Origin of the sequence: Bradyrhizobium sp. NAS96.2, assembly GCF_001908235.1 — a bacterium.
GTDB lineage: Bacteria > Pseudomonadota > Alphaproteobacteria > Rhizobiales > Xanthobacteraceae > Bradyrhizobium.
Genome location: NZ_LGHK01000020.1, coordinates 1 through 24,626 on the forward strand (window position 1 = coordinate 1; position 24,626 = coordinate 24,626).

A 24,626-nucleotide genomic window follows, 5' to 3' on the forward strand; every position below is an offset into this window, starting at 1 on the left:
CGCCCGCGCCGGCCGCGAACGGGCCGCGCGCCCCACGCGGCCTCGTTCACTAAGTCGACGTTTTCAGAAGAAGCGGTTGCTGCGGCGGCGCGCTCGGCTCAGGCGCGCCAGTCGTAGATCCAGTCCTGCCGCGCCAGCATGCGCTCCGGACCGATGGCGCGGATCGCAAGATCGCGCGCGATCGCCAATGGTCCACTCAGATGATAGATGCGGCCCTGCTGCCGCGCCATCCGCTGCACCTTCAGCACACGTCCGCGCCGCATCCGCGCGTAGCGCTTCAATGCGGCGGGAATGCCCGCGGTGTTCTCGCCGGTGCAGTCGGCCAAGGCCTTGGCGAGCACGGCCGCATCCTCGATCGCCATGCCGGCGCCTTGTGCGGCAAACGGCAACATCGCGTGCGCGGCGTCGCCGATCAGTGCGACGGCGCCTTCGCTCCAGCGGCCAATATCGGGCAGGGTGAACAGGGCCCATTTGCGCCAGCCATCGACCGCGCCGATCAGCATCCGCGCCGTGGCGGGCCAGCGCGCGGTGGCGAACGCGCCCTTGATCTCGTTGCCGTCGCCGGGCGCGCTCCAGCCGGGCCGATTCCAGGTGCCCGACACGATCGCGACCACGTTGATCTGGCGTCCGGCCGAGATCGGATAGGCCACGAGATGGGCGTCCGGTCCCATCCAGAGCTGCACGCGCGGCGCGGTGTATTCACGGGGCAGGGCGGTTGCGTCCAGCGTGCCGCGCCAGGCGATCAGGCCGGAGAATTGCGGCTGCACATCCGGAAACAAATGTCCGCGGACCGACGACCAGATGCCGTCGGCGCCGACCAGCGCGACCGCCAATTCCTCCTGCCGTGAATTGCCGCGGCGCTGCACCACCGTCAGGCCCTTGGCGTGCTTGGTGACGTCCTCGAACTGGCAGCCGAGCCGCAGATCGATATCGGGATGCTCGTTGACGGCGGCCTGCAATGCGGCCTGCAGATCGGCGCGGTGGATCACCCAATAGGGGGCGCCGGCGCGGAACTCGGCCGCCTTGCCGAGCGGCATCCGTGCGATCTCGCCGCCGGCCCGCGCGCTTAGGATGTTGACGGATTCAGGCGTGACCGCGCGCCGCGCCAGCGGCTCCTTGAGCCCGAGCTCGACCAGGATACGGCTGGCATTGGGGGAGAGCTGGATGCCGGCGCCGGCTTCCTCGAGCCGCTCGGCCTTTTCCAGCACCACGACGCGAAAGCCCTGTGCCGCCAGGGTCAGCGACGCCGTCAGTCCTCCGATCCCGGCGCCAGCAACGATGACGGTTCGCGTCAGCGCCACGGAGCGGTCAGGCGACCTTGTCTTTCAGCACGCATTCCGGCGGCCGCGCTTCGCCGGCAGCAAGGTCGGGCGCGAAGCGATAGAGCGTCGAGCAGTACGGGCAGATGATCTCGTTGTCGTTGCCGAGGTCGAGGAACACGTGCGGATGATCGAACGGCGGGTTGGCGCCCACGCACATGAACTCCTGCGATCCGATCTCGATCACCGAAACTCCGGCATCGTTATGGAAGTGCGGGACGACGTGGTCGGACATATTCTCACCTTGGTGGCAACGATGGGCAGACGCAATCAACAGCATGCGGCATCGCGAAATGCCGCGCACCATACTGGCGGGAACAGTTGATTCCTAGAGCCCCGATGGCTCATTTGCTCATGCAAATTCGACACAATCTTGTCGTCCCAGAGAAGCCCTTCTTTGGTCGGAGCCGTTGTGTCGCAAAAACGGCACACTATGTCCAAGGCGAACGAAACAAGGCGAATTAAACTTGAGGTTTCAAGCGGAATGAACGGGGTGCGCCTCGGCGTTGCGGTGGCTGGCCTGGCAGCAAGTGCTGCCATGGGCGTGGCTATTTGGCCGCATGCCCGTGACGCCGGCGCGGTGCTGTCAGCGCGGGACGATCCCGCAGATCTCGCCGACCTCAGGGTCAATTCCGTGCTGCGCAACAACCCGGCGTTGATCTCGGACAATATCGAGGCGGCACTCGCCTCCGGGGACGCCGATCTTGCGACCAGCTTTGTCGCGCTGGCGGGCGAAAAGAACATCGCGCTCAGTGCGGAACTCACCAAGCGCGTCGACGACGCGCGCGCCGAGCAGTCGTCCACCACGCATTTCGCCAAAGGGTTCGCCACCGGCCTCGTGACCGGCAACGCCGACGATGTCGCGAGCCTGTCCGGCACGGTCGCGGGCGACCTGTTCGTGTTCGGTGACATCAGGGATGTCGTGCGCGAGGGCAAGCATCTCGTGATGGGCGAGGACACCGACCGGCTGGTGCTCGGCCTTGCGGCCGCCGGGCTCGCCGTGACCGCGGCGACCTATGTGTCGGTCGGCGGCGTCGGGCCGCTGCGCGCCGGGCTGACGCTGGTCAAGGACACGCGCAAGGGCGGGACGGCTGAGCGAGGGCATGATCGAATGGGCCGGACGCTCGACCCGCGAGATGGTCGATCAGCCGGCGCTGCGCGAGGCGGTCGCGTCCGGCTCGGTGCTTCGGCCGGCGGAAACCGCAACCGCCATTCGCGCAGCGTTCCGCGCCGAGAAGGCCGGCGCGCTGGTGCGTGTCGCCAAGGATGTCGGGCGGATCGGCGAGGCGGCCGGCGTTCGCGCCGCGCGCGACACGCTGAAGGTCGCGGAGAACCCGCAGGAGATCGCACGCGCGACCCGCATCGCCGACGTGAAGGGCGGCCAGACCCGCGCGATCATCAAGCTGCTCGGCCGCGGCGCGCTGCTGCTCGTGGCCGGCACGTTCAATCTCGCCATGTGGCTGTTCGGCGCGCTGCTCGCTCTGTTCGGCTTCCTGTCGTCGATCAAGGCCACCAGCGAGCGAGCCACGGCGTGGTGGCTGAGACGAAGCAAGGCCCTGCGCCTGAAGCGGCAGATGGCTGCGCAGGCGGCGCTGGCGAGTATGCCTGCCAGAAGTTAGGTTTCTGGCTAAGCTGGCGGTCGCCGGTCGATCGCAAATCCCAACGACAAAAATCCCAAGAAAAATCCCAAGAACAAAACGGAATCGATGATGCCGAGTTTCCACCACGGCGATGTTGAAATTGCCTATATCGACGAAGGCGCGGGCGAGCCGATCGTGCTGGTGCACGGCTTTGCCTCGAGCAAGAACGTCAACTGGATCTATCCGACCTGGGTGTCGGAGCTCGTCAAGGCCGGCCGGCGCGTCATCGCGCTCGACAATCGAGGTCACGGCGAATCCGCCAAGCTCTACGATGCCGCGCAGTACGAGATCGCGATCATGGCAGGCGACGTGATCGCGCTGATGGATCATCTCGGCATCGCGCGCGCCGACATCATGGGCTATTCGCTGGGCTCGCGGATGACGGCGATCCTGGCGCGCGAAAATTCCGAGCGGGTGCGCTCGGCGATCCTGGGTGGCATCGGCATCGGGCTGATCGAGGGCGGCGGTCCTGGCGACGCCGTCGCGCTGGCGCTGGAGGCGCCGTCGCTGGACGATGTCACCGATCCGGTCGGCCGCACCTTCCGCGCCTTCGCCGATCAGACCCGCTCCGACCGCCGCGCGCTCGCGGCCTGCCTGCGCGGCTCGCGCCGGCTGATGACGCGCGAGGAGGCCGCCGGCATCCGCGTGCCGATTCTGATCGCGGTCGGCAGCAAGGATGAGATCGCGGGCTCGGCGTCAGCGCTCGGCCGCATCATTCCGGGGTCGCAGGTGCTCGACATTCCGAACCGCGACCACATGCGGGCGGTCGGTGACAAGGTCTACAAGACCGGCGTCATCGACTTCCTGTCGCAGCGCAAATAGCTCGTCGGCGTCGTTCTCGGCATCGTCTTTGGCGAAGGCACGCGCCCCCGCGATCAGCACCACGAAGGTTGCGACCCACACCATGCGCGCGCCGTAGCGGTCGTGCGGTCCCGAGATCACGCCGCAGATGGCGGCATTGCCGAGCAGAGCGAGCGTGACCGTGCCTGCCAGCAGCGTCAGATCGTCGAGCCGGCGCTGCCACAGCCCGCGGCCGAACAGCAGCACGGTGAGCAGCATCGAGGCCAGCGCGACCGGCACATGGATGCGGTTGATCGCGGTGAAGTCGAGATGCCATTTCTGTTGCCGCGCCGCGCGCATCGGCGCGACCTGCGCGGGAATGTAGCGCTCGATGATGCCGTAGGTGTGCGGGATCCAGCCGCTGGTGCCTTCGCCGGTCGCGACATGCATGAGCTGGTCGGCGGTCGCAGTCAACGCGGCCTCGGCCTGCCATGCCGGATATTCGGCCAGCGAACGCTTCACGATATAGCCCATCTCGTCGTTCAGTCCCTGGAAGCGGCCGAGCGTGTTGAACATGCTGTGGCCCCACAGGAAGTCGTCGGCGGTCGGCGGCAGCTCGTCGCGATAGGGACAGAGCTTCAGGTTCTCCTTCGCGCAGTTGTCGCGCAGATATTGCGCGACGATGCCATCCTGCAGCATGCGGCCGAACGCGACGCCGATGCCGCCGGGCGTCCAGGCCAGTTGCCCGGATAGCGCAAAATTCGCCGCCAGCAGCATTGCGGCACCCGCGACGGTCGTGAGGCTGCCTTGCACGAGGCTTGCGACCGGGATGCGCCGGCCGAGCCACGGCCGCAGCATCCAGCCGACGCAGCACAGGCCAAGCAGCACCCCGAGCGTTGCGCTGTGCGTTGCCGCCGAAAACGCGACGAAGCCGAACAGCACTGCCTTCTCCAGCGTCGAAACCCTGTCGCCGTGCAGGACGAGGATGAAGAGCGCGAGCACCGAAAGGCCGGCAAAGATGTCGGTCAGCAGCATGCTCGCGAGCCAGGGCAGCGCGGTGGTTGCGATCAGCGCAAGGCTGATCGCGATCATCCGGACCGGCCGGGCGAGGCCGAACACGCGCAGGGTCAGCTGCAGGACCCACAGCGTCGCCAAGGTCTGGATGCCGAGGTTGAGCCAGAAGCCCGATGTCTCGCCGGCATGGAGGTAGATGCCGAATACCGTGGACCGGCTCGGCACCAGATAGCCCTCATACCAGCGCGCCAGATAGCCGCCGGTATCCCATTGGAGCAGCGGATAGCCGTTCCAGAAGGCAGGGGCGAGCAGGAGGAGGGGGATGGCAATGGTGGCGATCCAGACCGACCGTGCGTCGGTCAGGCGGGCGCCCAAACTCCGGGTATTGATGATGTTTCCCCCTTTTTATTGGGGCCGACCATGCCCAAAACCACACTGGAGACGAAATCCGCCAATAGTTGCAGAAGCACGGCTTGATTTCGGCAAAATCCCGACCAACTCCCCTAGACGCTGGTCCGGGAGCGTGGGGGTGGGGTTTACCGCGCCGAGCCTTCCCGGGACGCGCTGGGTCCACCGTGCTATAACGCACATCAGAACAACCGAATTGCGAGAGCAGCTATGGCAGTTCATCAGGTCAATCCGCAGGGGAGCAAGCTGGCGGCGCTCGATCCGATCTGGGATCGGATCCGCGGCGAGGCGGAGGACATCCTGCGGCGCGAGCCGGAGCTCGCATCCTTCATCTATGCGACCGTGCTGCATCATGAGCGCCTCGAAGATTCAGTGGTCCATCGCATTGCCGAGCGGCTCGACCACGGCGCGCTGTCGGGCGACCTGATCCGCCAGACCTATGGCGAGGCGCTGCGCGACGAGCCCGATATCGGCAACGCGTTCCGCGCCGATCTCGTCGCCGTCTATGACCGCGATCCCGCGACCTCGCGCTTCATCGACCCCTTGCTCTACTTCAAGGGCTTTCATGCGCTGCAGACCCATCGCTTGGCGCACTGGCTCTATCAGAAGGGCCGCAAGGACTTTGCCTTCTACCTGCAAAGCCGCTCCTCGGCAGTGTTCCAGACCGACATCAATCCGGCCGCCAGGATCGGCCGCGGCATCTTCCTCGATCACGCCACCGGTTTCGTCTGCGGCGAGACCGCCGTCATCGAGGACGACGTCTCGATCCTGCATGGCGTGACGCTCGGCGGCACCGGCAAGGAGAACGAGGATCGCCATCCGAAGATCCGTCACGGCGTGCTGATCGGCGCCGGCGCCAAGATCCTCGGCAATATCGAGATCGGCCATTGCGCGCGCATCGCGGCGGGCTCCGTCGTGGTCAAGCCCGTGCCGCACAACGTCACGGTCGCGGGCGTGCCGGCGAAAATCGTCGGCGAGGCCGGCTGTGCCGAGCCGTCGCGCACCATGGATCAGATGCTGGGCGCGATCGGTCTTTGATTTCATTCGCTTTCTGATCGGCAGCGCGTTTCAGCGTGTGCGCAACATCACGTCGCCAAAGCCTGAAAAGGCTCTGGCGATCTTTGCCGTCTCGTCCTAAAACCTCCCCGAAAATCATCGACCCGATTGGAGACGGCCGTGGACGTTCAGGAAGTCAGGAAGCTCGACGCGTATCTGAAACGCGTGTTCAGCAATCCCAAGATCCGCGTGGTGCCGCGGCCCAAGAAGGACGACTCCGCCGAGGTCTATATCGGCGAGGAGTTCATCGGCGTGCTGTTCGTCGACGACGAGGACGATGATCGCTCGTTCCAGTTCCAGATGGCCATTCTGGAAGAAGATCTCGCCGAGTAAGGCTGAGCGGCTTGCCCCGTCATTGCGAGCGGAGCGAAGCAATCCATCGAACCTCACGCGCAGAAGCATGGATTGCTTCGTCGCTTCGCTCCTCGCAATGACGGATAGCAGGTCGCGCTAACCCTTCGCGCTGTGCATCTGCGCGGAGAGGCGGCCCATCGCGGTAGCGATGTCGCGCCATTGCGCGAGCCAGCTGCGCGGAAAGCGGAAGGTCAGGTCGGCGCCCTCAATGCGCTGCTCGCTCAGGCACATGCCAGGTGTTGAGGTGTCGCGGGTGCAGCGCGCGACCAGCTGCGGCTCGGTCGCGGTGAACAGGTCCTCGCCGCCATAGGGCGTGCCCTCGCGGAACGCGCGCGCCGTCAAGCCGTCATCGGTATTGGCACGCTCGTCGAGATAGCGCGGGTAGATCGTGCGCAGGCGCATGTCCGGCGCCAGTGAATCGTGGTGCGCCGCGATCGACACGAAGATCCTGTCGATCGGCTGCACCTTGTCCTCGACCGTATCGGCGCTGTAGTGCTTCGGCGCGGCAGGCGCCTCCAGCGACGGATAGAGGAAGCTCAGATCGACGCGCTCCTGCGGCCCGGAATGGCGCTGGATCTTCATGCGCACGGCCATCGTCGGCACGTTGAACAGCGTGCCGCCGACGCTGACCGGCAGCCGCGACGGATCGCTCGCCGGGACGGTCGTATAGGTCGGCCACAGCAGGTAGGCGACGAGCGCAATCGCGCCGGCCGCGATGACCGCCGACGCGATGATCGGGACGAGATGCGCGCGCGGATTGCGGCGGGTGTCGCGGGCGAGATGCTGGGCGGTCGACAGAAGCGTCATGAACGAGGCAAAGACCGGATCGGGGGTGGTCGAATCACCCGCCGAATATGCCATGAGGCGAGGAATTTCCGTACGATTCCAACGGAATCCCTGAGCGAATGGCCATGCGCAAACGCCGCGCCAGGCGAGCCGGATTAACCTTTCCTTAAGGATGATGTGGCGGCCGGCGGCCAATTCTGCGAAGCAGGGGTGAGTAGCCAGTTGCGTACCGGAAGTTCCCGATGTCGCCCGATACCTTGAATTCCCTGTTCTCGCTCTTGATTGGCTTTGCGTTCGCGGGCGCACTGGCGAGCGGCTATCAGGCAATGGCCGAGCGCCCGGCCGGCTTCGGCCTGCTGCAGGAGGGCGTGGCGCCGAAGACCTTCGCGGCGGTCCCGTTCCTCGTCTTCGCCGCACCTTTCATCATCATGCGCAACACGCTGCGCGGCGCACGCATCGAGCGCCGCCGCTTCGAGTTCGTGATGATGGCAACCGTCATCTCCGGCTTCTGGAGCCTGATGTCGGGCACCTTCTTCATGATGACGCTGCGCGCCGCGGGCGTGCTCGGCTGATCCGATCGTGATCCGCGCCGGATCATGGTCGCGCTTGCTTGAAACCATGTCGGCCGCTGTGCCAAGGTCTCCTCCGATCCAAGGAGACCTCAATGGCGATCTACGAACTCGACGGGCAGGGGCCCGATCTTCCCGCTGACGGCAGCTATTTCATCGCCGACAACGCCGTCGTGATCGGCAAGGTGCGCCTCAAGCCCGGAGCGAGCGTCTGGTTCGGCGCGGTGCTGCGCGGCGACAATGAGTGGATCGAGATCGGCGAGGGCTCCAACGTCCAGGACAATTCGACCCTGCATGTCGATCCCGGCTTTCCCCTGACCATCGGCTACAACGTCACGATCGGCCACAACGCGATCGTACATGGCTGCACGCTGGAAGACGGCGTGCTGATCGGGATGGGATCGATCGTGATGAACGGCGCGCGCATCAGGCGCGGCAGCGTGGTCGGCGCCGGCTCGGTCATCACCGAGGGCAAGGAGTTTCCGGAAAACTCACTGATCATCGGTGCGCCCGCGCGCGTGGTGCGCACGCTTGATGCCGCGCAGGCGGAAGCGTTGTCGCGGCCGGCCAAGTCCTACGCGATCAGGGGACCGCAGTACAAAGCCGGACTGAAGAAGATCGGCTAAAGCATGATCCGGAAAAATGCGAAGCGGTTTTCCCACGCGACAAACGCGTAGCGTTTGCGCGGAGATCATGCTTAGACAATAGTTCTGGTTTTCAGCGCTTGCGGCCCTGCTTGCGCGCAGCCTTCGGTGCTGCGGGGCCGGGCTTTGCTGCCTCCTGAAGTCTTGCGCTCTTGCGCAGCGCATCCTTCAGGTCGATCGGAATACCGTGCTTCCTGAGCAGGTCGGCGAAGGCCTCGTCTGCGAGCTCCTGCAAGGTCGCCATCCGGTCGCGTCCAAGCTGCTTCAGCTTGTCGAAAGTGTCGTCGTCAAACTCGATCAGCTTGCGCAAATTGCATTGCTCCCAAACCTTATCGCTCCAACGCCGGTGGGAACCGGCGTTTTGCGGACCCGTTGATGTTCGCAAGGGAGAACTTCCATGCGCAAATTATCCGTCACCATCGCACTCACGACAATCGTGATTCTGTCTGCGCCAGTCGTTGCGTTCGCCCAGGGTGCTGGGACCGGCAGCCCCTCATCAGCCAGCCCGACATCACCACAAGTGGCGTCGCCGCCCGGGACGAACAGGGCCGGGACCGCGCAATCCTCCGGCAGCCTCAATACCGGTAAGGGCGTCACCACCGGTTCGGCGACGACGACAGAGAGCGTCGACAAGGCGATCGCCGATGAGAACAAGGCGGTCGAGCAACGGCTGAAGGGCATCTGCCGCGGCTGTTAACTTTTGACGTGTGTGCCTTGATGAATGCGGGTCGCGCAGAAGTGAGCGCGACACAGGCGCGCGTTGGAAGCCGCGATCCTAGATTGGGTTAGCATGCGCGCGACGCGGCGGAGGAGGCTTGAAAAGAAGAGCCTTGGAAAAGGAGTAACGGGTGATGTTGCGTAAAACGATGATCGCCTTGCTGGCGACGGCCTCGGTCGGCCTGTTCACGGTCGACGCCGCGTCGGCGCGCGGCGGATTTGGCGGCGGTGGCTTCCACGGCGGCGGCGGTTTCGGCGGCTTCCACGGCGGTGCATTCCGCGCCATGGGCGCGGGCGGCGGCTTCCGGTCGGCTGCGATCGGCGGCGGTTGGGCTGGCGGAGGCGGTTGGCACGGCGGCGGCTGGCATGGTGGCGGCTGGCACCGGCGCGGCTGGGGCTATCCGTTCGCAGCGGCAGCGATCGGCTTCGGGCTCGGCTATGGCGCCTACGATTACTATGACGGCTACTACGGCAATCCGTACTACGCCGGCTACGGCTACGACGATGGCTACGGCTATGGTTATGGCTACGGTGACGGCGGCTGCTACGTCGTGCGCCGTCGCATGCTGACACCGTATGGCTGGCAGGTCCGGCCGGTGCAGGTTTGCAACTGAGCCATCCGCTGATGCATGGCCGGTCCATGCGATCGCCATGCTGATGGTCTTGGAATGTTTGGCGCGGCCTCGGTGTCTTGATGCCGAGGCCGTCGCGCATTGGTATGCAGCTTGCTTTGCGTGACGGCAGTTGCGTGAGCGCGTCGCGAATACACATGGTCCGGCTGCGGTTGGAGCCGGGCCTCAGAGGACATCCGAGATGCTGACCATTCCTGATCTGACATTGCTGTTCATGGTGGTTGTTTCGAGCCTTGCCGTTGCGCTGGTCTACATGCTCCACGAGCTCGAGCCGCAGCTTGCGCGGTTGCGGCAGAAGGGCGGTCGCGTCATGCGCGATCGCATCAAATAAGCGGCAGCGCCGTTCGCTGCGCTATAGCCGTAGCGATGCCGTAGATGCAGAGCCCGGTCAGCCGGGCTCGTCGTGCTGCTTCGGCTCGAGCGTTTTCGAGCGAAGTGGATACCGGTTCGCGTGAAGAAAACGCATCAAGACAAAAACCTAGAGCCCCGTTCCGACTCTGTCGGAACGGGAAAGACTCTAGGTGTCGGGAGCCAGGCCTTGGCGGGCCAGTCCCGAGACCGGGATTCCAGCGCCCCAAAAAACAAGGCCGTCGACGTAGTATACCGTCAACGACCTTGCCAGCCCCGGATATTGAAATCGGCTCACGCCATCCGGTGATTTAAGGATGACTCGGATTCGAAGTCGGTTATGTGAACCAGTTCACAAAGTCCGGATTAATTCACGGTAGCGGGCACTCAAGCGAGGCCGCCGTCAGCAGGCCTGGAGTCCGCGAGTTCCACCTTAGCTGCTGATCTTGTTCGGGATTTGGCGCATTTTGATGGCCGCCGGTGACCGGGTGATCGCCATCTTCGCTCGTCAACCGCGCGATCTGTGGCGCTTGCGGTTGGCGCTCCGTGTGGCGTTCGACCGCTTGCGCGGCTCGGGCTCGGCGGCCGGCTCATTGGCTTGCGCGCTCGCCAGCGACTGGCGCAACCCCTCGACCTGCTCGGTCAGTGCGGCGACCTGGTCGGACAGCCTCTTGGCGTCGGCCTGCTGCAGGGCGAACTGCTTGCGCATGGTCAGCAGCTGGTCCTGCACTTCCTGCAACTGGTCGATGGATTCCTGCTGGGTCGCCTCCATCCCCTTGGTCTTTTCCACCAGGGCCTCGGAGACCTGTGCGGTCCGCGCCTGCAACTGGCGGACCGCGACCATCCGATCGGTCTCCGGCACGTTGCCGCCGAAGCTGCGCCACAGCGCGATCGAGCCGAACCCGAACAGCACGAGCACCAGCGCCACGGCGCCGATCGCGATCGGCTGCACGCCGATCAGGCTGCTGGCTTGCGAATTCCGGGGGGCAAGTTCGACCATGCGACCAGAACCGGACATCAATTGAAAGGTTCGAAATAGCACAACCTCGCCGCGGGCAAAACCCGGGGCTTCAAGCCGATGGCGCGGGGTCTGCGAAATCAGCCGCAAATTCCGAGGCTTCTGCCCCAAAACGGGACTGTGCGGCGCCTCAGCCCGCGGGCGCGATCAGGCCGACCCTCATGTCCTTTGCCAGATAGACGCAAGCGCCGCCGGCGAGCACACGGCCATCGGCGATCCCCAGCACCAGGCGGCCGCGCCGGACCTGACGCATGTCGACCTCGTAGCGCACCAGCCTGACGTCGGGCGTGATGTGCCCCCGGAACTTGACCTCGCCGACCCCGAGCGCGCGGCCTTTGCCCGGCGAGCCCGACCAGCCGAGCCAGAAGCCGATGATCTGCCACATCGCGTCGAGACCGAGGCAACCGGGCATCACCGGGTCGCCGGCAAAGTGACAGGCGAAGAACCAGTGGTCCGGCGCAACGTCGAGTTCGGCCGCGACGCGGCCCTTGCCGAACGCGCCGCCGTCGATGTCGATATCGGTGATGCGATCCATCATCAGCATCGGCGGGGCCGGCAGCTGCGCATTGCCGGGGCCGAAATAGCCGCCCTCGCTCGAGCGCAGCAGATCCGGCTTGCTGTAGGACGATTGCGGCGTGTGAAAATCGTGCGGGTTGAACAAGATAGCCACCGACCTTGGGGTTAAAGTTGAACGTTAGGTGCGGCTGCGCCGCGTGGTCTTTGACTGCTGGGCGGGGGGCCGGGCGGCAGGCGCAGCGCGGCGGCCATGAAGGCCCAGATGTCCCCGGTCAGCCTTGCCGGATCCGGCCGCCGTTCGCCTGTCAGCGCGCCGATCAGCGCCTGGCGGATGCCGCCGATCATGAGCGCGATGGTGAGGTGAGGGTCGAGCTCCGCGGGCACGATCCCGTCGCGCTGCGCGGCTTCGAGCATGCGCGCACCGGCCGCGAGCTGGCGGCCGGTGAAGGCGGTCTCGACGTCGAGGACCTCGGGTGCACGGCTCAGCGGGCCGATCACGAGGGGTGCGAACGGGTGCTCACAGTGAAAGGCGACATAGACGCCGATCCGCGCCTTCTCCCGATCCGCCCAGTTCGTTGCGGACAGCTTGGCGCCGCCGAATGCCGCCTCGTCGAGGCGCTCATAGAAGTCCTCGACCACGGCGGCGATCAGGCAGGCCTTCGATCCGAAGTGGTGATAGGCGAGGCCGACCGAGACCTGCGCACGTCTCGCGACGGCCTGCATCTCGAGGTGCCCCTGGCCCTCGATCAGTTCCTGTTGGGCCGCCGCGAGCAGCCGTCCGCGTGTCCCGAGACTCGTTGCGCCCATCGCTTGTCCCTGAATTGAATTCAATTCAATCGAGTGGATGCTAGGATGTCAAGCCTCGGACGCCGGACGGCCGAGCGAACCGGCGAAAGGCGTGCGATGGCGTTTGCGATCAAGACCGAGATCCGTGAACCACGGGCGAAGGCGTTCACCTTCGCCGCGCAGAAAACCATGTACGGCGGCAAGCTGATCGTCGCAGGCGACGTCGTGTTCGTATTCGCGAGCGAGAACGAGGGCGGCAACGGCCTGATCGCGCGTGGCATCGTCACCGCGGCCGAAGCGGTGCCGCGCAAGGCTGGCATCGCCAGGCAAACGCCGCGCGTCGGCATCGCGGTCAGGCGCGTTGCGTTGGCAAGGCGCCCGCCCGGACGCGACCAACTCAAGCGCTTCAAGGATTGGGACGATGGCCGGCCCGAGACCGAGCTCAACTTCAAATTCTATCGGCAGGCCACCAACAAGATCGTCGGCATCACCGACCAGACGGCGGCCTTCCTCGATCGCTTCTTTTGATCAGCGGTCGCCGCTTTCCCAAAATGGTTGCGGCCAGGCTTTGGGGGAAGCCTGGCCGCGCGCGAACCGGTCTGGGACGGGGAGGGGTGGGGATGTGACCGGGTCGCGAACTCGATTCCTTGTTGCCGCTCAGCGCGAGCTTGCGGTTGAAATTGCGGGGCGGCTGTCGCCGAGCGAGACCCACACATTGGCATCGCTCTGCGATTGCCGCTTGACGAAGCGGTAGCCGGTCTCCGTCCAGGCGACGATGCTCTCGTTCTGGTTATCGAGCACGAACTCGCCCTTGTCGGTCTTCACCGTCAGCACCGCGTGGCCTTCGCCCTTCTTGTCGCGCACCACCGTGATCAACAGCGCCGAGCGCGGCCAGCCGGCATCCATCAGCATCTTGCGCTTCAGGAGCACGTAGTCCTCGCAGTCGCCGTAGCCGTCTGTCGGCAACGACCATTTCTCGATCACGCCCCAATGATCCATGTCGGTCATCGGCTTGATGGATTCGTTGACCCACTTGTTGACCCGCACGAGGTCGCGCCAAGCGGTCTGCGACATCACGATGTCGCGTGGTTGCGTCGCGCCGCCGCGGCATTCGGCCGGATTGTCGGCGCAGAATTCGACCCAGCCGATCGGCGAACGCGCAACGTCACCCAGGCTGGCGTAGACCACGTCGCCGGCCTTGGCCGACACGCACGTCGCAAACAGAATGGCGGCAACCGCCAAACCTTTCCCCTGTCCCCTGAACCCAAACATCGTGGCCCCCGTTCTTCTTGTTGGGACCACGTTTCGCACAAAGCTTTTGCGCCGCCGCTAAGTACGCAAAGTAGATTTGATGCGAATACTGGTAAAAGCTGCGGCGAATTCGATCTATACTTGAATCGAATTCGCGTAAAATTTGAAACAACTGCAATTGATTCAAATTTTATGCATTAACACGGCAAGCGTTGCGCCAGCGCGGTTTGTTGCGCCAAACGGCGCGGCCGTTAACCGCCGATTGTGCCGGGCCAAAAGCGGCGAAGGCGGCCACCGGTGCACCGGAGGCCGCCTTCGCAGGCTGAAAACGGGGGCTTGAGCGGTTTTTCGCTTTACCTCGCGGTAACGCTCTCTTCGAGGGTTTCCGCGGATTGCTCGTGGACGAACTCGAGCGCGAAGCCTTCCTCGAGGTTTCGCACCACGCGGGCCTGCACCCGGCCGAGCATCACCAGCGATTTCAGCGGCGGGCGGTTCTCGGCGGCAATAGCCGCACCGGACAAGGAGAGGTCGATGATGCGGCAGGTCATCCGCGTGCCGTCTTCCTGGGTCAGCAGGGCGATCGGGTTGCGCGGCACGATACGATCGTGGCGGCGATCCTCGGGCAGATTGAGGATGTCGCGATTGGCGAGCCAGGTGAGCTGGGCGGCGAGCTTGTCGCGCTTGCGCGCGGTGGCGCCGATCGTCATGGCAAAGCCGTTGTCGATGATGCGGGTGATGCGGCCCTCGACGCGGCCGATATGGTCGAGATAGGCGATCACGCGGTCGCCGACATTGCCGATGCCGGGCGCCAGCAGCGCGAGGCCGCCCGGGGACATGTTGATAATCTGGCAGGGAAACTCGCGCCGGTCGGGCAGCATGTAGCGGCCGAGCAGGTGCACCTTGACGCGCTGGAAGCGGCGCCGCTCTTCGGCAACGGGGACGACGTTAGTTTTCTTCTGTGCAAACGACATCACGACAAACCCGGCCACCGTCCATTCGGAGCCCCGATGACCCTAAAGCTGATAGGGTTAACGGGGCGTTACGGTTGTGAAATGGAACCCGGACACGGAGCGAGAGCGTCAGCGACGTTCGCCTGCGCCGTACCCAAAGGCGTCAGTCTCCTTGATATGCCGCGTCAGGCTCTCCGAACCATCGCGTCGCGGCTCGAGCAGTCTCCTTCAGATCCGGCTCGATTTCTGTGGCCCAGGCCACAAGTCCGTCAGGGCGCACCAGCAATGCGGTCAAGCCCAGCCGATCCCTGGCGTCGCTTGCGACATAGCCGATCCGGCCTCGCCAGCGGTCGGCAAGCGCTCGCAAGGGCGCGCGCGGATTAAAGTCCAGCAGCAGGCCGCGCCCGCCTCTGAGCATTTCGCCAAGTCTCATCCCGCAAGCGAGCTCGAAATTCGGCGCGCTGCGGCCCACCAGCGGATGGCCGCCGCCAAGTTCGTGGCGTAGCGAAACGCCCCACACCCGCTCGGCAAAATATGTCGCGCCGTCGGGCGTTGCGATCAGATCGCGGATGATGGCTTCGAGCGCGCGCGAACTCCGGCTCGGCCGCATCAGCGCGACCTGGGCGCGGGACCAGTCGAGAACCTGCGCGCCGACCGGACGCCGCTCGCGCGAATAGCTGTCGAGCAAATCCGCCGGCGCGTCGCCGCGGATCGTGGCCGCGAGCTTCCAGCCGAGGTTCATCGCATCGCCGAGTCCGAGGTTGAGCCCTTGGCCGCCCAACGGAGAATGGATGTGCGCGGCGTCGCCGGCGAGCAGCACGCGGCCCTTCCGGTATTCCGTCGCCTGACAGGCGCGATCCGTCCAGGTGGTGGCAAGCTGGAGCGCCGTCAACGTGACGTCGGTGCCGGAGACGCGGCGCAAGACGGCCTGCACATGCTCGCAGGTGATCGGTTGGGTGCGGTGGAACGCGCCGCCGTCGAACTCGACCATCGCGATGACGCCGGGGCGCGCGTACGTGTACATGCCCGTCGGCGTGTAGTGGCGGCCCGCGGCGAGCTTGCCCGGATCGGCGATCTCGACCACAGTCGAATAACCAGTGAACTCGGGTTCGGTGCCGGCGAAGTCGAATCCGGCCGCCTTGCGCACGGTGCTGCGGCCGCCGTCGCAACCGACCAGCCAACGTCCATGGAAAGTTTCGCCGCCGGCGCGAATGGCGACGCCGTCATCCGACTGCTCGAATGCCTCGACGCCCGTGCCGCGTCTGACCTCGACGCCCATCCCGGTTGCGCGAGCGGCGAGGGCGAATTCGAGCGACGCCATGTCGACCGCCATGCTGGTGCGGGCCGGACTCGGCAGGCGAAATGGCCATTTCGACGTGTCGATATCGTCGTGATAAAACTGGATGCCGGCGAAATGGCCCGCCGGGCGGCGCGGCTGTTGCATCCAATGCGCGGCGTTCGACGCGTTGCTGCCTGCGCTATCCATCGCACGCTGGAGCGCCGCGATCTCGTCCAGCATACCGCGACGATCGAAGGCTTCGATGGTGGGCGCCGACAGGCCGCGCATGCCGAACGGCAGCCGCTTCAACGGCGAGCGCGGGTCCGCGGCCTGCTCGAGCACCAGGACCGAGAGTCCTGCAAGCCGCAGCTCGCAGGCGAGCATCAGGCCGACGGGGCCGGCACCGGCAATCACGACATCATGGAGAAGGTGGTGGTGGTTGGGCATGAACGGCTCCTTTGTCGGTGTTCGACCGGAGCGGTTCGTCGGGTTGAGAACCACACGGACGAACAATGGGCGCCTTGATGGCGTCCGGTGTTCGTCGTGGGGATCCCGTGCACGAGGCAGGAGACCAGAGCTTTCGCTTTCGAAAGGACTTCGTTCGCGAAAGGACTTGGGCTTACCAAACCAAGTCTGCCTTTTCCGACAGGGGGCGATATAGCGGCATCTAGACAGATCTGCAACTCGCGCGGCGGACGGCACCAACGCGTTCGCTAGGTCCTGGCGACCGCACCGGCGTCATCAGGGCCGTCGACGCGGCGCGCGCCCGGGCGCGGCGCAAGATTGTCCGGCGTCTTGATGTTGCGCGCGAGACCTGCCGCCTCGAATGCCTTGATCAGCCACCAGCCGAGATCGATCTGGCCGGGCAGCAGCCCGAGCTTCGCGGAACCGGGATAGGCATGGTGATTGTTGTGCCAGCTTTCGCCCATGCTGATCAGCCCGGCGATGCCGACATTGTAGCCCTGGGCTGCAACGCCCTCGATGACCCACGTCTGTCCGCCCCTGCGATGCGAGTAATGACCGATCAGCCAGTGGCCGGTGACGCAGACGCTGACCCGGACGCAGATGCCCCAGACCAGCCAGCTCCACGAGCCGACTGCAAAAAACAGCAAGGCCCAGGGCAATTGCTGCCACATCCAGCTTCGCTCGACGAATGCATAGAAGCGATCACCCGCGAGCCGCGGTTCGAGCCGGAACAGCGGCGGGTGCTTCAGCACGAGCGTGCAGTGCAGCTGCCACCAGGCATCGCGCCAGAAGCCGGCCGCGTGGCAGGAATAGGCGTGACACGCCGCCTGACGTTGCGCCCAGTCGCGAAAATCATGCAGCCGCACCATGCCGTAGGGGCCGGCCATCCCGACCAGCGTGCGGAGATAGACGCAGAGCCGCTCCAGCCACAACGGGCAGTCGAAGCTCGCATGGATCAGGCGGCGGTGCATGCCGACCGAATGTCCGAAGCACAGGGTGATTGCGCTGGTCACGATGAACAGCGCGAATGCGCTCCACGAGAACAGCAGCGGCCCGAAGATGATCGCGCCCGCGGTCATGCTGCCGAGCCACAGCGACTTCGCCGGTGCCCATTGCACGCGTCCATCCAGCGGGTCGGTGCGCTCGTCCGCGAAGATTCGTTCGGAGCCGGGCTGTAGCTTCATTCCGTAACCTGAAATTGTGCCGCAGCTTGGGATGGAGCTGCCGTTACTGTCAATCCGCCGCGCCCGTCCGTCGTGTCGCAGCAGGCATTGGCAACCCCGGCGAGTTCACCTAGCCTCGACAATGAGTAGGCTCATGGGGTGGAGACGTTCAATCATGCGACTGAAACCGTGGCTTGCGCTTGTCGCGGCCATCCTCGCAGGCTGCGGCATGGCACGTGCTGCCGAGATGCGCGTCACCTTGCTCGGCACTGGAACGCCGACGCCGCGGCTCTCCAGCTTCAGCGCCTCGACGCTGGTGGAGGCGGGGCCCGAGAAGCTGATCTTCGATCTCGGGCGCGGCTCGACGATCCGCCTGTTTCAGAAGAATATCCCGATCGGCGCGATCACGGCGCACTTCATCACCCATCTGCATTCCGACCACCTCGTCGGCCTTCCCGACATGTGGCTGACGGGATGGATCGGCACGCCGTACGGCTCGCGCAAGACGCCGATGGTGATCTTCGGACCGAAGGGCACGGTGGCGATGACCGAAAATCTCACCAAGGCGTTCTCCGAGGACATCCGTATCCGCGTCGATGATGAGGACTATCCGCCTTCGGGTGTCGCGTTTGCGGCAAAGGACATCGAGCCGGGTCCCGTCTATGAGAAGAACGGCGTCAAGGTCACCGCGATCGAGGTCAATCACGGCGAGAAGATCAAGCCGTCGTTCGGATATGTCGTCGAGTATGACGGCAAGAAGGTGGTGCTGTCGGGCGACACCAAGCCGGACGAGCGGGTGGCGAAGGCGGCCGAGGGCGCCGACCTTCTGATCCACGAGGTCGCGGTCATCGATCCCGACCTGTTCAAGGCCTATCCGAACTACCGGGCGATCGAGAACCATCACACTTCGCCGGAAGAGGCCGGCAAGATGTTCGCAGAGGCGAAGCCGAAGCTTGCGGTCTATTCGCACATCGTGTTCGCAAGCCAGCCGCCGACCCAGGACGTGCCAGAGGACGTCCTGCTGAAACGGACGCGCACGACCTATCAGGGGCCGCTGGTGATCGGGCACGACCTGATGTCGTTCGTGATCACGGCCAAGGTCGAGGGCTTTGCCCCCGACGGCACCGCGATGAATTGACGATCTCCGCGGGAGCTGTGCGGTGAGGCGCTATTTGGCCTCGGCGTCCATGGCCGGCTCGACCGTCACCGCTGGTGGTTCAACGGTCACGGCTTTCAGCACCTTGCGCTTCGCCGCGCGGATCTCGAGCTGCATGGGCGGCTGATAGGACCCGGCGGGCGGCTCGAACATGAAGGCGTGGTGCCCGTCGCCCTTGTTGAGCTTGAGCAGGTCCTTGCGGAACTGATCGGCGACGACCTCGGCAACGAGCTCGCCGTTGAAATAGATATCGATCGTCACCCGTTTGTCGGGATGCTGGTCGTACAGGGCCCAGCCCGCGATCCTGTTCTCGTTGAAGACGTCGACATGGCCGGTGACCTCGCCTGAGAGGCTCTCGATGCCGGCTTCGATCACCTCGAGGTCGCTTCGGTAGATCGATCGCGTCACATCGAAGCTGAAATTCGCCGTATCGACGCATTGCTCCAGCAGGTTCTGCCGATGCTCCTTCATGCGTTGCAGCGTGTCCAGTTCGCCCAACTTGACGTACATGCCAACGATACCTTCGATACCTGCATTCATGGTGTCGTCCCCGCAATGCTACTCACTTCTGCGCACTCAGCTGCGTTCACAATCGATGGTTTCTTGCGATGCTTCCTTGCGGAAAAATACTCCCGTCAAGACTTGAAGCGCCTCGTCCCGCCAAGGTCAGTCATGAAGACCTTCATGACAGGCCTTCATGACATCCCAATCGTCCTGACCTAAACTCGGAGCGGCCGTACCCGGCCCAACGACAAGGACAGGGAGAGCGAACCGATGGAGCAGATCCGCGTTTGCACGCATGATGGACCTGGAGCCAAGCCCGTAATCCGGACCGTGCCATGGCCGGAAATCGGCAAAAAGGCGGCCTTGATCAAGGTCGGCGCCTGCGGGGTTTGCGGAACCGACCTGCATATCCTGAAGGGACATTGGCCGAAGCCCCTGCCATGGCCGTTCACGCTCGGCCACGAGCTCGGCGGCGTGATCGTCGAATGCGGCCCAGAGTTCACCGAAGACTTCATGAGCAAGCCGCTCAAGGTGGGATCGAAGGCGATGATCCCGCCCTTGATGCCGTGCGGCCGCTGCTATTACTGCATCCATTATCCAGAGAGCGCCAACAAGTGCCTGACGCCGGTGTATTACGGCCGCTATCTCGGCTTCGACAAGGCGCCTCACATGTGGGGCGGCTGGGCTGAATATGTCTATGTCGATCTCGACATGCTGCCCGGCACCAAGATCTACAAATTGCCCGACGACATGTCGCTGCGGCTGGGTGCGCTCTCCGAGCCCTTGACCTCCTGCATCCGCGCCTTCAACCGCGCCACCCGCGCCGGCGGCTTTTCCTGGGGCGGCACGGTGGTGATCCAGGGCTCCGGGCCGATCGGCATCCTCGCGGTGGCCGCCGCGCAGGAGATGGGGGCAGGGCGCGTGATCTGCGTCGGCGCGCCGGAAAATCCGCGGCTCAAGCTGGCGCGCAAGTTCGGTGCGGAGGCGACCGTCGACATCGAGCAGCTCAAGACGCCGGAGGCGCGCATCAAGGCGGCGCGCGACATCGTCGGCGGCTTCGGCGCCGATCTCGTGATGGATTGCTCCGGCCATCCGACCGCGGGACCCGAAGGCATCGAGATGCTGCGCGACGGCGGCACTTATGTCGAGATGGGCCAGTTCACCGATGCCGGCTCGATCAACACGTCGTGGCATCGCATCTGCACCAAGGACCTCAACGTGCTCGGCTCCTGGGGCTTCACCGGCAACGATCTGCCGCTCGGCGTCGACATGCTCTACCGCACCCGCGACAAATATCCCTGGCTCGACATGCAGACCATCTATCCGTTCACCGAGGACGGCGTCGCGCAGGCGGTCGCGGACGCAATGGCGATGAAGACGGTGAAGTCGACCATCGTGCCGTGGCCGGAGCTGGTGGGGTGAGGCAGGCAAATGGGAGTGCTGCAATTCCTGTTGCAGTGCTCCCAAGGGAATAGCGGCCGGGTGCTGCCGATCATGCTCTGATATCGCTCGCCGGGACGACGGCCTGGCGCTAACATCCGATCATGCAGTCGAACCGCGTGCCGCCGAGTGCAACGTTTGCGTGGGGAAACCTGTCCGAGGACTTCCCGCTGTTCAGGACGCTCAGCGCGGAGCAGCGGCTGATCGCCTTTGGCGCGATGACCCGGCGCGACCTGGTGCGCGGCGAACTGCTGGTCGAGCAGGGCGGCGCCTCGGACGCCTTGTTCCTGGTGCTGCACGGTGCGCTCGCCGTGTACCGGACCGATCATCCCGAGCCGATTGCGGAGCTTCGCGCCGGCGAACTGGTCGGCGAGATCGGCTTCTTCGCCAACATCCCGCGCACGGCCAATGTGATCGCGATCCGCGATAGCAGCGTGCTGGTGTTGACGCGCGCGGCCTATGCGCGGCTTGTCGAGGAAACGCCAGGGATCGTCGAGGCGCTGCTGGCCGCGCTCGCGCAGCGGTTTGCCATCCAGACCGCGCGGCTGCTGCCGGTCCGGACGTCACCGAAGGCGCGCACCGTCGCGCTGATCTCGGGCGGACGCGAGCCGGTGCCGGCCGCCTTTGAACAAAGGCTGCGCCAGGGCCTCGCCGCCGCCGGTGCCGAGATCGTCGACCTCGCGCGCGTCCAGGCGATGTTTCCCGGCCGCACGCTTGATGCCTCCGAGGTCGCCGACTGGCTCAACCGGATCGAGTACGACGCGCCGCTGGTGGCCTATTTCGGCGGCTCCGAAGCATCGGAATGGGCGCGCAAGACCATCCGCCAGGCCGACCTCGTCGTGTTTGCCTGCCGCGGCCCGGCGCCGACGCCTGATCTGACCGAGCTCGAGAGCTTCGCCTGCGCCGTGCATCCGGCGTCGGCGCGGCGCCTGGTGCGCGTTCATGACATCAGGCAGAACGAGGTCAGTGGCACCGCGGCCTGGCTCGCTCGGCTGCCCTGCTTCATGCACCACCATGTCGCGCTCGAGGACCAGATCGATATCGACAGCCTGGTGCGCTTCCTGTGCGGCCGTGCCGTCGGGTTCGTCGCCGGCGGCGGCGGCAGCCTCGGCACCGCGCATGTCGGGGTCTACAAGGCCTTTCGCGAGCGCGGCGCCATGTTCGACATCTTCGTCGGCACCAGCGTCGGTTCGGCGATGGCGGCGGGCTTTGCCAAGAACTACGACGCCGAGCATCTCGAGCGCGGCACGCATGAGATCTTCGTCTCCAGCCGCAGCTTCCGCCGCCCGACCTGGCCGCGCTATGCACTGCTGGACCACAAGGCCTTCGATGCGGCGCTTGCCGATCAATACGGCCACAATTGCCGGATCGAGGATTGCTGGCGGCCGTTCGCGGCGGTCGCCACCAATCTGTCGACGCACAGTCTCGAATTGATCCGAACCGGCCTGCTCTGGCAGGCGGTGCGCGCATCCAGCGCCATTCCCGGCCTACTGCCGCCGTTCTACACGAAGGACGGTCTGATGCTGGTCGACGGATGCCTCGTCGACAATGTTCCGCTGGCGCAGATGCACCAGATGAAGAGCGGCCCGAATCTGGTGGTCCATTTCGGCGAGCCGGCCACCGAGATGTTCGACGTCGACTACGCCGCGCTGCCGGGAAGGTTCGAGCTGCTTGCGACCTTGCTGATGCCGTTCCGGCGGAAGTCGCTTCCGGCCGCGCCGAGTGCCGTCAATGTGTTGTGGCGAAGCCTCGTCGCGCATCAGCGCTACGACACGCTGCCGACCACGCCGCTCGACATGGTGATGCGCCCGCCGACGCCCGATGGCGTCGACGTGACCGACTTCGACCGCCATCAGGAGATTTTCGAGTCGTCGTATCGCTGGGCCCAGGAAATCATTGCCGCCTCGGAGGCGGCGCATAACCCCGCCATTGCGGCGATCGTCGCGTCCGCCAAGAACAGGGACAAGGATACGGACAGGGATGCAGACAACAGCGCGGATCAGGTGACGACGGCGACCACGCCGGTTTCCCATCAGGCCCGCGTCGGTTGAGCCGCTTGCAGGCGCCGTCGAAGTCGACCATCGTGCCGGACTGAAATCCGGAGATGACGATGCCTTTCGATTTGATTCTGCGCGGCGGACGGGTGATCGACCCGTCGCAAAAGCTCGATGCGGTGACCGACGTCCGCGACGTCTCCGGGCTGATCGTCTCGCCGGGGATCATCGATTTGCACACCCATGTCTATTGGGGCGGCACCTCGCTCGGCATCGACGCGGAGGAATTCTGCCGCAACTCCGGCGTCACCACCTCGGTCGATACCGGCAGCGCCGGCCCGGGCAATTTCGCCGGCTTCCGCAAGCACGTGATCGAGCCGAGCCAGGTCCGTATCCTCGCCTATCTGCATGTCTCGCATGCCGGCATCTTCGGCTTCTCGGACCGGGTGATGGTCGGCGAGAGCGAGGAGTTGCGGCTGATGAATCCGGTCGATGCCGCGCGCGTCGCGGACGAGAACCGCGACCTCATCGTCGGCATCAAGGTCCGCGTCGGGCTGTTCGCCTCGGGCACCTCGGGGCTGGTGCCGCTCGAGATCGCGCTCGAAGTGGCGGAGCAGGTCGGCATGCCCTTGATGGCGCATATCGATCATCCGCCGCCGAGCTATGAGGAGGTGCTGGCGCGGCTGCGCCCGGGCGACGTGCTGACCCATGCGTTCCGGCCGTTCCCGAACACGCCGGCGACCGCGCAGGGCACGGTGAAAAGGAGCGTGCTGGAGGCGCGCGAGCGCGGCGTGCTGTTCGACATCGGCCACGGCAAGGGCTCGTTCGCCTTCAAGACCGCGCGCGCGATGCTCGCCAACGGCTTCTCACCCGACACCATCTCGTCCGACATCCATCAGCTCTGCATCGACGGTCCGGCGTTCGACCAGGTGACGACGATGTCGAAATTCCTCTGCATGGGGATGCCGCTGCCGGACGTGATCGCGGCATCCACCGTCAACGCCGCGATGGCGTTGCGGCGGCCGGAGCTCGGCAGCCTCAAGCCGGGCAGCGTCGGCGACGCCACGCTGCTCTCGATCAGGCAAGGTCAGTTCGACTATGTCGACGTGGTCGGCGAACATCTGACCGGCGATCGCAAGATCGCGTCGGAAGGCGTCGTGATCGGCGGCCGCTGGTGGCATCCGAAGCAGGACGCGGCCTCATTGACGCGCGGCCATAGCTCGGCCGTGTAGGTGGCAGGCAGTCACCCCACTACTCGGAAGCAACGAGGCCGCCACGTCGAGGCGGCCTCGCGACGAGAGCCCGGGCGTTCCCGAAGCGTCGTCCTATTTGCGCTCGATGAAAATCTGCCGGCAGTCTGCCGGGCCAATATTCTCCGACGAGTGTGAAGCGATGACGGGGACCGCATTCACGCTTCCGGCCTTGGTGTGGGTATCCGTGGTTTTTCCGTCAGCTGCGTAGAGCCTCGTATCGCAATCAGTCAGGTGGTAGAGAACCGACGGAAGAGGATGGCCATGCACCTTGTCATGGACCCCTTGCTTTCGCACCGTCTCGATGACGCGAAAGTTTTGATCCTCGAAGATCACCTTATAGACGTCTGGGTCCCCTTCAAACGTTGGCGGCGCGTTTTGCGCAACCGCGGCGGATGACACCAGATACAGTGCCGCGAATGCGCCCAGCGCGAATGTGCTGTCTCTAGTCATTTCGCAACTCCTCATTGGCGACGGTTGAGTTCTTCACGGACGTCGGGACGCGCCGCGGAATGCTTCGATGCTTCGAAAGGCTACGTGGCGATTTGACGTCGGCGGTACCGGATTGGATCATGCGCGCGCCTCGC

The 24,626-nt window shown here is 65.1% G+C and carries 26 protein-coding genes and 2 pseudogenes; 14 read left to right on the forward strand and 14 right to left on the reverse strand.

What is annotated here, in order from left to right; all coding sequences use genetic code 11:
* Positions 1-98 precede the first annotated feature (98 nt).
* Entirely contained in the window at positions 99-1,301 is a 1,203-nt protein-coding gene (locus tag AC628_RS05125) for an FAD-dependent monooxygenase (RefSeq protein WP_074125659.1), read from the reverse strand.
* 7 nt (positions 1,302-1,308) lie between these two features.
* Positions 1,309-1,554 carry a zinc-finger domain-containing protein gene (locus AC628_RS05130; protein WP_021077734.1) on the reverse strand — a complete coding sequence of 82 codons (246 nt, stop codon included), beginning with the start codon at positions 1,552-1,554 and terminating at the stop codon, positions 1,309-1,311.
* A 249-nt stretch (positions 1,555-1,803) separates the two neighbouring features.
* On the opposite strand from AC628_RS05130, the pseudogene AC628_RS05135 reads away from it, so the two are divergent.
* Together AC628_RS05135 and AC628_RS05140 are read left to right on the forward strand one after the other, a co-directional pair.
* Positions 1,804-2,938: pseudogene (locus AC628_RS05135) on the forward strand (hypothetical protein).
* 90 nt (positions 2,939-3,028) lie between these two features.
* The gene (locus AC628_RS05140; RefSeq protein ID WP_074125698.1) at positions 3,029-3,781 is read left to right on the forward strand and encodes an alpha/beta fold hydrolase; all 753 of its coding nucleotides are present in this window, start codon (positions 3,029-3,031) and stop codon (positions 3,779-3,781) included.
* Between the two features lie 15 nt (positions 3,782-3,796).
* Here AC628_RS05140 and AC628_RS05145 read toward each other — a convergent pair.
* Positions 3,797-5,128: pseudogene (locus AC628_RS05145) on the reverse strand (hypothetical protein); the annotation flags it as partial.
* A 243-nt stretch (positions 5,129-5,371) separates the two neighbouring features.
* Between AC628_RS05145 and cysE the strand changes: the two are divergent.
* Together cysE and AC628_RS05155 are read left to right on the forward strand one after the other, a co-directional pair.
* Entirely contained in the window at positions 5,372-6,199 is an 828-nt protein-coding gene (gene cysE, locus AC628_RS05150) for a serine O-acetyltransferase (protein ID WP_074125660.1), read from the forward strand.
* A gap of 138 nt (positions 6,200-6,337) precedes the next feature.
* On the forward strand, positions 6,338-6,550 hold the full coding sequence (locus AC628_RS05155; RefSeq protein WP_021077729.1) for a DUF3126 family protein: 213 nt from the start codon (positions 6,338-6,340) through the stop codon (positions 6,548-6,550).
* Between the two features lie 117 nt (positions 6,551-6,667).
* Here AC628_RS05155 and AC628_RS05160 read toward each other — a convergent pair whose 3' ends face one another.
* Complete coding sequence (locus tag AC628_RS05160) at positions 6,668-7,378, reverse strand: hypothetical protein (protein WP_074125699.1); 711 nt, start codon at positions 7,376-7,378, stop codon at positions 6,668-6,670.
* A 221-nt stretch (positions 7,379-7,599) separates the two neighbouring features.
* Here AC628_RS05160 and AC628_RS05165 point away from each other — a divergent pair, with 221 nt between their 5' ends.
* A complete protein-coding gene (locus tag AC628_RS05165) occupies positions 7,600-7,929 on the forward strand; it encodes a DUF6949 family protein (RefSeq protein ID WP_074125661.1) in 330 nt (109 codons plus the stop codon).
* A gap of 92 nt (positions 7,930-8,021) precedes the next feature.
* Positions 8,022-8,552 carry a gamma carbonic anhydrase family protein gene (locus AC628_RS05170; RefSeq protein ID WP_074125662.1) on the forward strand — a complete coding sequence of 177 codons (531 nt, stop codon included), beginning with the start codon at positions 8,022-8,024 and terminating at the stop codon, positions 8,550-8,552.
* A 91-nt stretch (positions 8,553-8,643) separates the two neighbouring features.
* On the opposite strand, the gene AC628_RS05175 is transcribed toward AC628_RS05170, so the two are convergent.
* Complete coding sequence (locus AC628_RS05175; RefSeq protein ID WP_074125663.1) at positions 8,644-8,880, reverse strand: hypothetical protein; 237 nt, start codon at positions 8,878-8,880, stop codon at positions 8,644-8,646.
* An 87-nt stretch (positions 8,881-8,967) separates the two neighbouring features.
* On the opposite strand from AC628_RS05175, the gene AC628_RS42565 reads away from it, so the two are divergent.
* The 3 genes from AC628_RS42565 (at position 8,968) to AC628_RS43740 (ending at position 10,250) form a co-directional block, all read left to right on the forward strand.
* Positions 8,968-9,267 (forward strand): hypothetical protein, encoded by a 300-nt coding sequence (locus tag AC628_RS42565; protein ID WP_143201445.1) that lies wholly within the window; start codon positions 8,968-8,970, stop codon positions 9,265-9,267.
* Between the two features lie 154 nt (positions 9,268-9,421).
* A complete protein-coding gene (locus tag AC628_RS05180; RefSeq protein ID WP_074125664.1) occupies positions 9,422-9,901 on the forward strand; it encodes a hypothetical protein in 480 nt (159 codons plus the stop codon).
* Between the two features lie 199 nt (positions 9,902-10,100).
* Positions 10,101-10,250: a hypothetical protein gene (locus AC628_RS43740; RefSeq protein WP_168193304.1), complete on the forward strand. Its 150-nt coding sequence runs from the start codon at positions 10,101-10,103 to the stop codon at positions 10,248-10,250.
* 525 nt (positions 10,251-10,775) lie between these two features.
* Here AC628_RS43740 and AC628_RS05190 read toward each other — a convergent pair.
* The 3 genes from AC628_RS05190 to AC628_RS05200 all read right to left on the reverse strand — a co-directional run bounded on the left by AC628_RS05190 (position 10,776) and on the right by AC628_RS05200 (position 12,608).
* Complete coding sequence (locus AC628_RS05190) at positions 10,776-11,267, reverse strand: hypothetical protein (RefSeq protein WP_074125666.1); 492 nt, start codon at positions 11,265-11,267, stop codon at positions 10,776-10,778.
* Positions 11,268-11,415: 148 nt separating this feature from the next.
* A complete protein-coding gene (fabA, locus tag AC628_RS05195) occupies positions 11,416-11,946 on the reverse strand; it encodes a bifunctional 3-hydroxydecanoyl-ACP dehydratase/trans-2-decenoyl-ACP isomerase (RefSeq protein WP_074125667.1) in 531 nt (176 codons plus the stop codon).
* A 20-nt stretch (positions 11,947-11,966) separates the two neighbouring features.
* Positions 11,967-12,608, reverse strand: coding sequence for a TetR/AcrR family transcriptional regulator (locus tag AC628_RS05200; RefSeq protein ID WP_074125668.1), 642 nt, complete (start codon positions 12,606-12,608; stop codon positions 11,967-11,969).
* Between the two features lie 45 nt (positions 12,609-12,653).
* Between AC628_RS05200 and AC628_RS05205 the strand changes: the two genes are divergently transcribed.
* Positions 12,654-13,115: a hypothetical protein gene (locus AC628_RS05205; RefSeq protein ID WP_245321033.1), complete on the forward strand. Its 462-nt coding sequence runs from the start codon at positions 12,654-12,656 to the stop codon at positions 13,113-13,115.
* 129 nt (positions 13,116-13,244) lie between these two features.
* On the opposite strand, the gene AC628_RS05210 is transcribed toward AC628_RS05205, so the two are convergent.
* The 4 genes from AC628_RS05210 to AC628_RS05225 form a co-directional block, all read right to left on the reverse strand.
* A complete protein-coding gene (locus tag AC628_RS05210; RefSeq protein WP_074125669.1) occupies positions 13,245-13,859 on the reverse strand; it encodes a transglutaminase-like cysteine peptidase in 615 nt (204 codons plus the stop codon).
* A 332-nt stretch (positions 13,860-14,191) separates the two neighbouring features.
* Positions 14,192-14,809: a PilZ domain-containing protein gene (locus AC628_RS05215; protein ID WP_021077717.1), complete on the reverse strand. Its 618-nt coding sequence runs from the start codon at positions 14,807-14,809 to the stop codon at positions 14,192-14,194.
* A gap of 142 nt (positions 14,810-14,951) precedes the next feature.
* A complete protein-coding gene (locus AC628_RS05220; RefSeq protein WP_074125670.1) occupies positions 14,952-16,514 on the reverse strand; it encodes an FAD-dependent monooxygenase in 1,563 nt (520 codons plus the stop codon).
* 266 nt (positions 16,515-16,780) lie between these two features.
* Complete coding sequence (locus tag AC628_RS05225) at positions 16,781-17,716, reverse strand: acyl-CoA desaturase (RefSeq protein WP_074125671.1); 936 nt, start codon at positions 17,714-17,716, stop codon at positions 16,781-16,783.
* A 154-nt stretch (positions 17,717-17,870) separates the two neighbouring features.
* Here AC628_RS05225 and AC628_RS05230 point away from each other — a divergent pair, with 154 nt between their 5' ends.
* Positions 17,871-18,833, forward strand: a complete 963-nt coding sequence (locus AC628_RS05230) for an MBL fold metallo-hydrolase (protein ID WP_074125672.1) — start codon at positions 17,871-17,873, stop codon at positions 18,831-18,833.
* A gap of 30 nt (positions 18,834-18,863) precedes the next feature.
* Here AC628_RS05230 and AC628_RS05235 read toward each other — a convergent pair whose 3' ends face one another.
* Complete coding sequence (locus AC628_RS05235) at positions 18,864-19,391, reverse strand: hypothetical protein (RefSeq protein WP_074125673.1); 528 nt, start codon at positions 19,389-19,391, stop codon at positions 18,864-18,866.
* A gap of 234 nt (positions 19,392-19,625) precedes the next feature.
* Between AC628_RS05235 and AC628_RS05240 the strand changes: the two genes are divergently transcribed.
* From AC628_RS05240 to AC628_RS05250, 3 genes are all read left to right on the forward strand, one after another.
* Positions 19,626-20,777, forward strand: coding sequence for a zinc-binding dehydrogenase (locus tag AC628_RS05240; RefSeq protein ID WP_074125674.1), 1,152 nt, complete (start codon positions 19,626-19,628; stop codon positions 20,775-20,777).
* A 122-nt stretch (positions 20,778-20,899) separates the two neighbouring features.
* Positions 20,900-22,846, forward strand: coding sequence for a patatin-like phospholipase family protein (locus AC628_RS05245; protein WP_074125675.1), 1,947 nt, complete (start codon positions 20,900-20,902; stop codon positions 22,844-22,846).
* 59 nt (positions 22,847-22,905) lie between these two features.
* On the forward strand, positions 22,906-24,021 hold the full coding sequence (locus AC628_RS05250) for an amidohydrolase/deacetylase family metallohydrolase (protein ID WP_074125701.1): 1,116 nt from the start codon (positions 22,906-22,908) through the stop codon (positions 24,019-24,021).
* Between the two features lie 93 nt (positions 24,022-24,114).
* Here AC628_RS05250 and AC628_RS05255 read toward each other — a convergent pair whose 3' ends face one another.
* Complete coding sequence (locus AC628_RS05255) at positions 24,115-24,492, reverse strand: hypothetical protein (RefSeq protein WP_074125676.1); 378 nt, start codon at positions 24,490-24,492, stop codon at positions 24,115-24,117.
* Between the last annotated feature and the right edge of the window lie 134 nt (positions 24,493-24,626).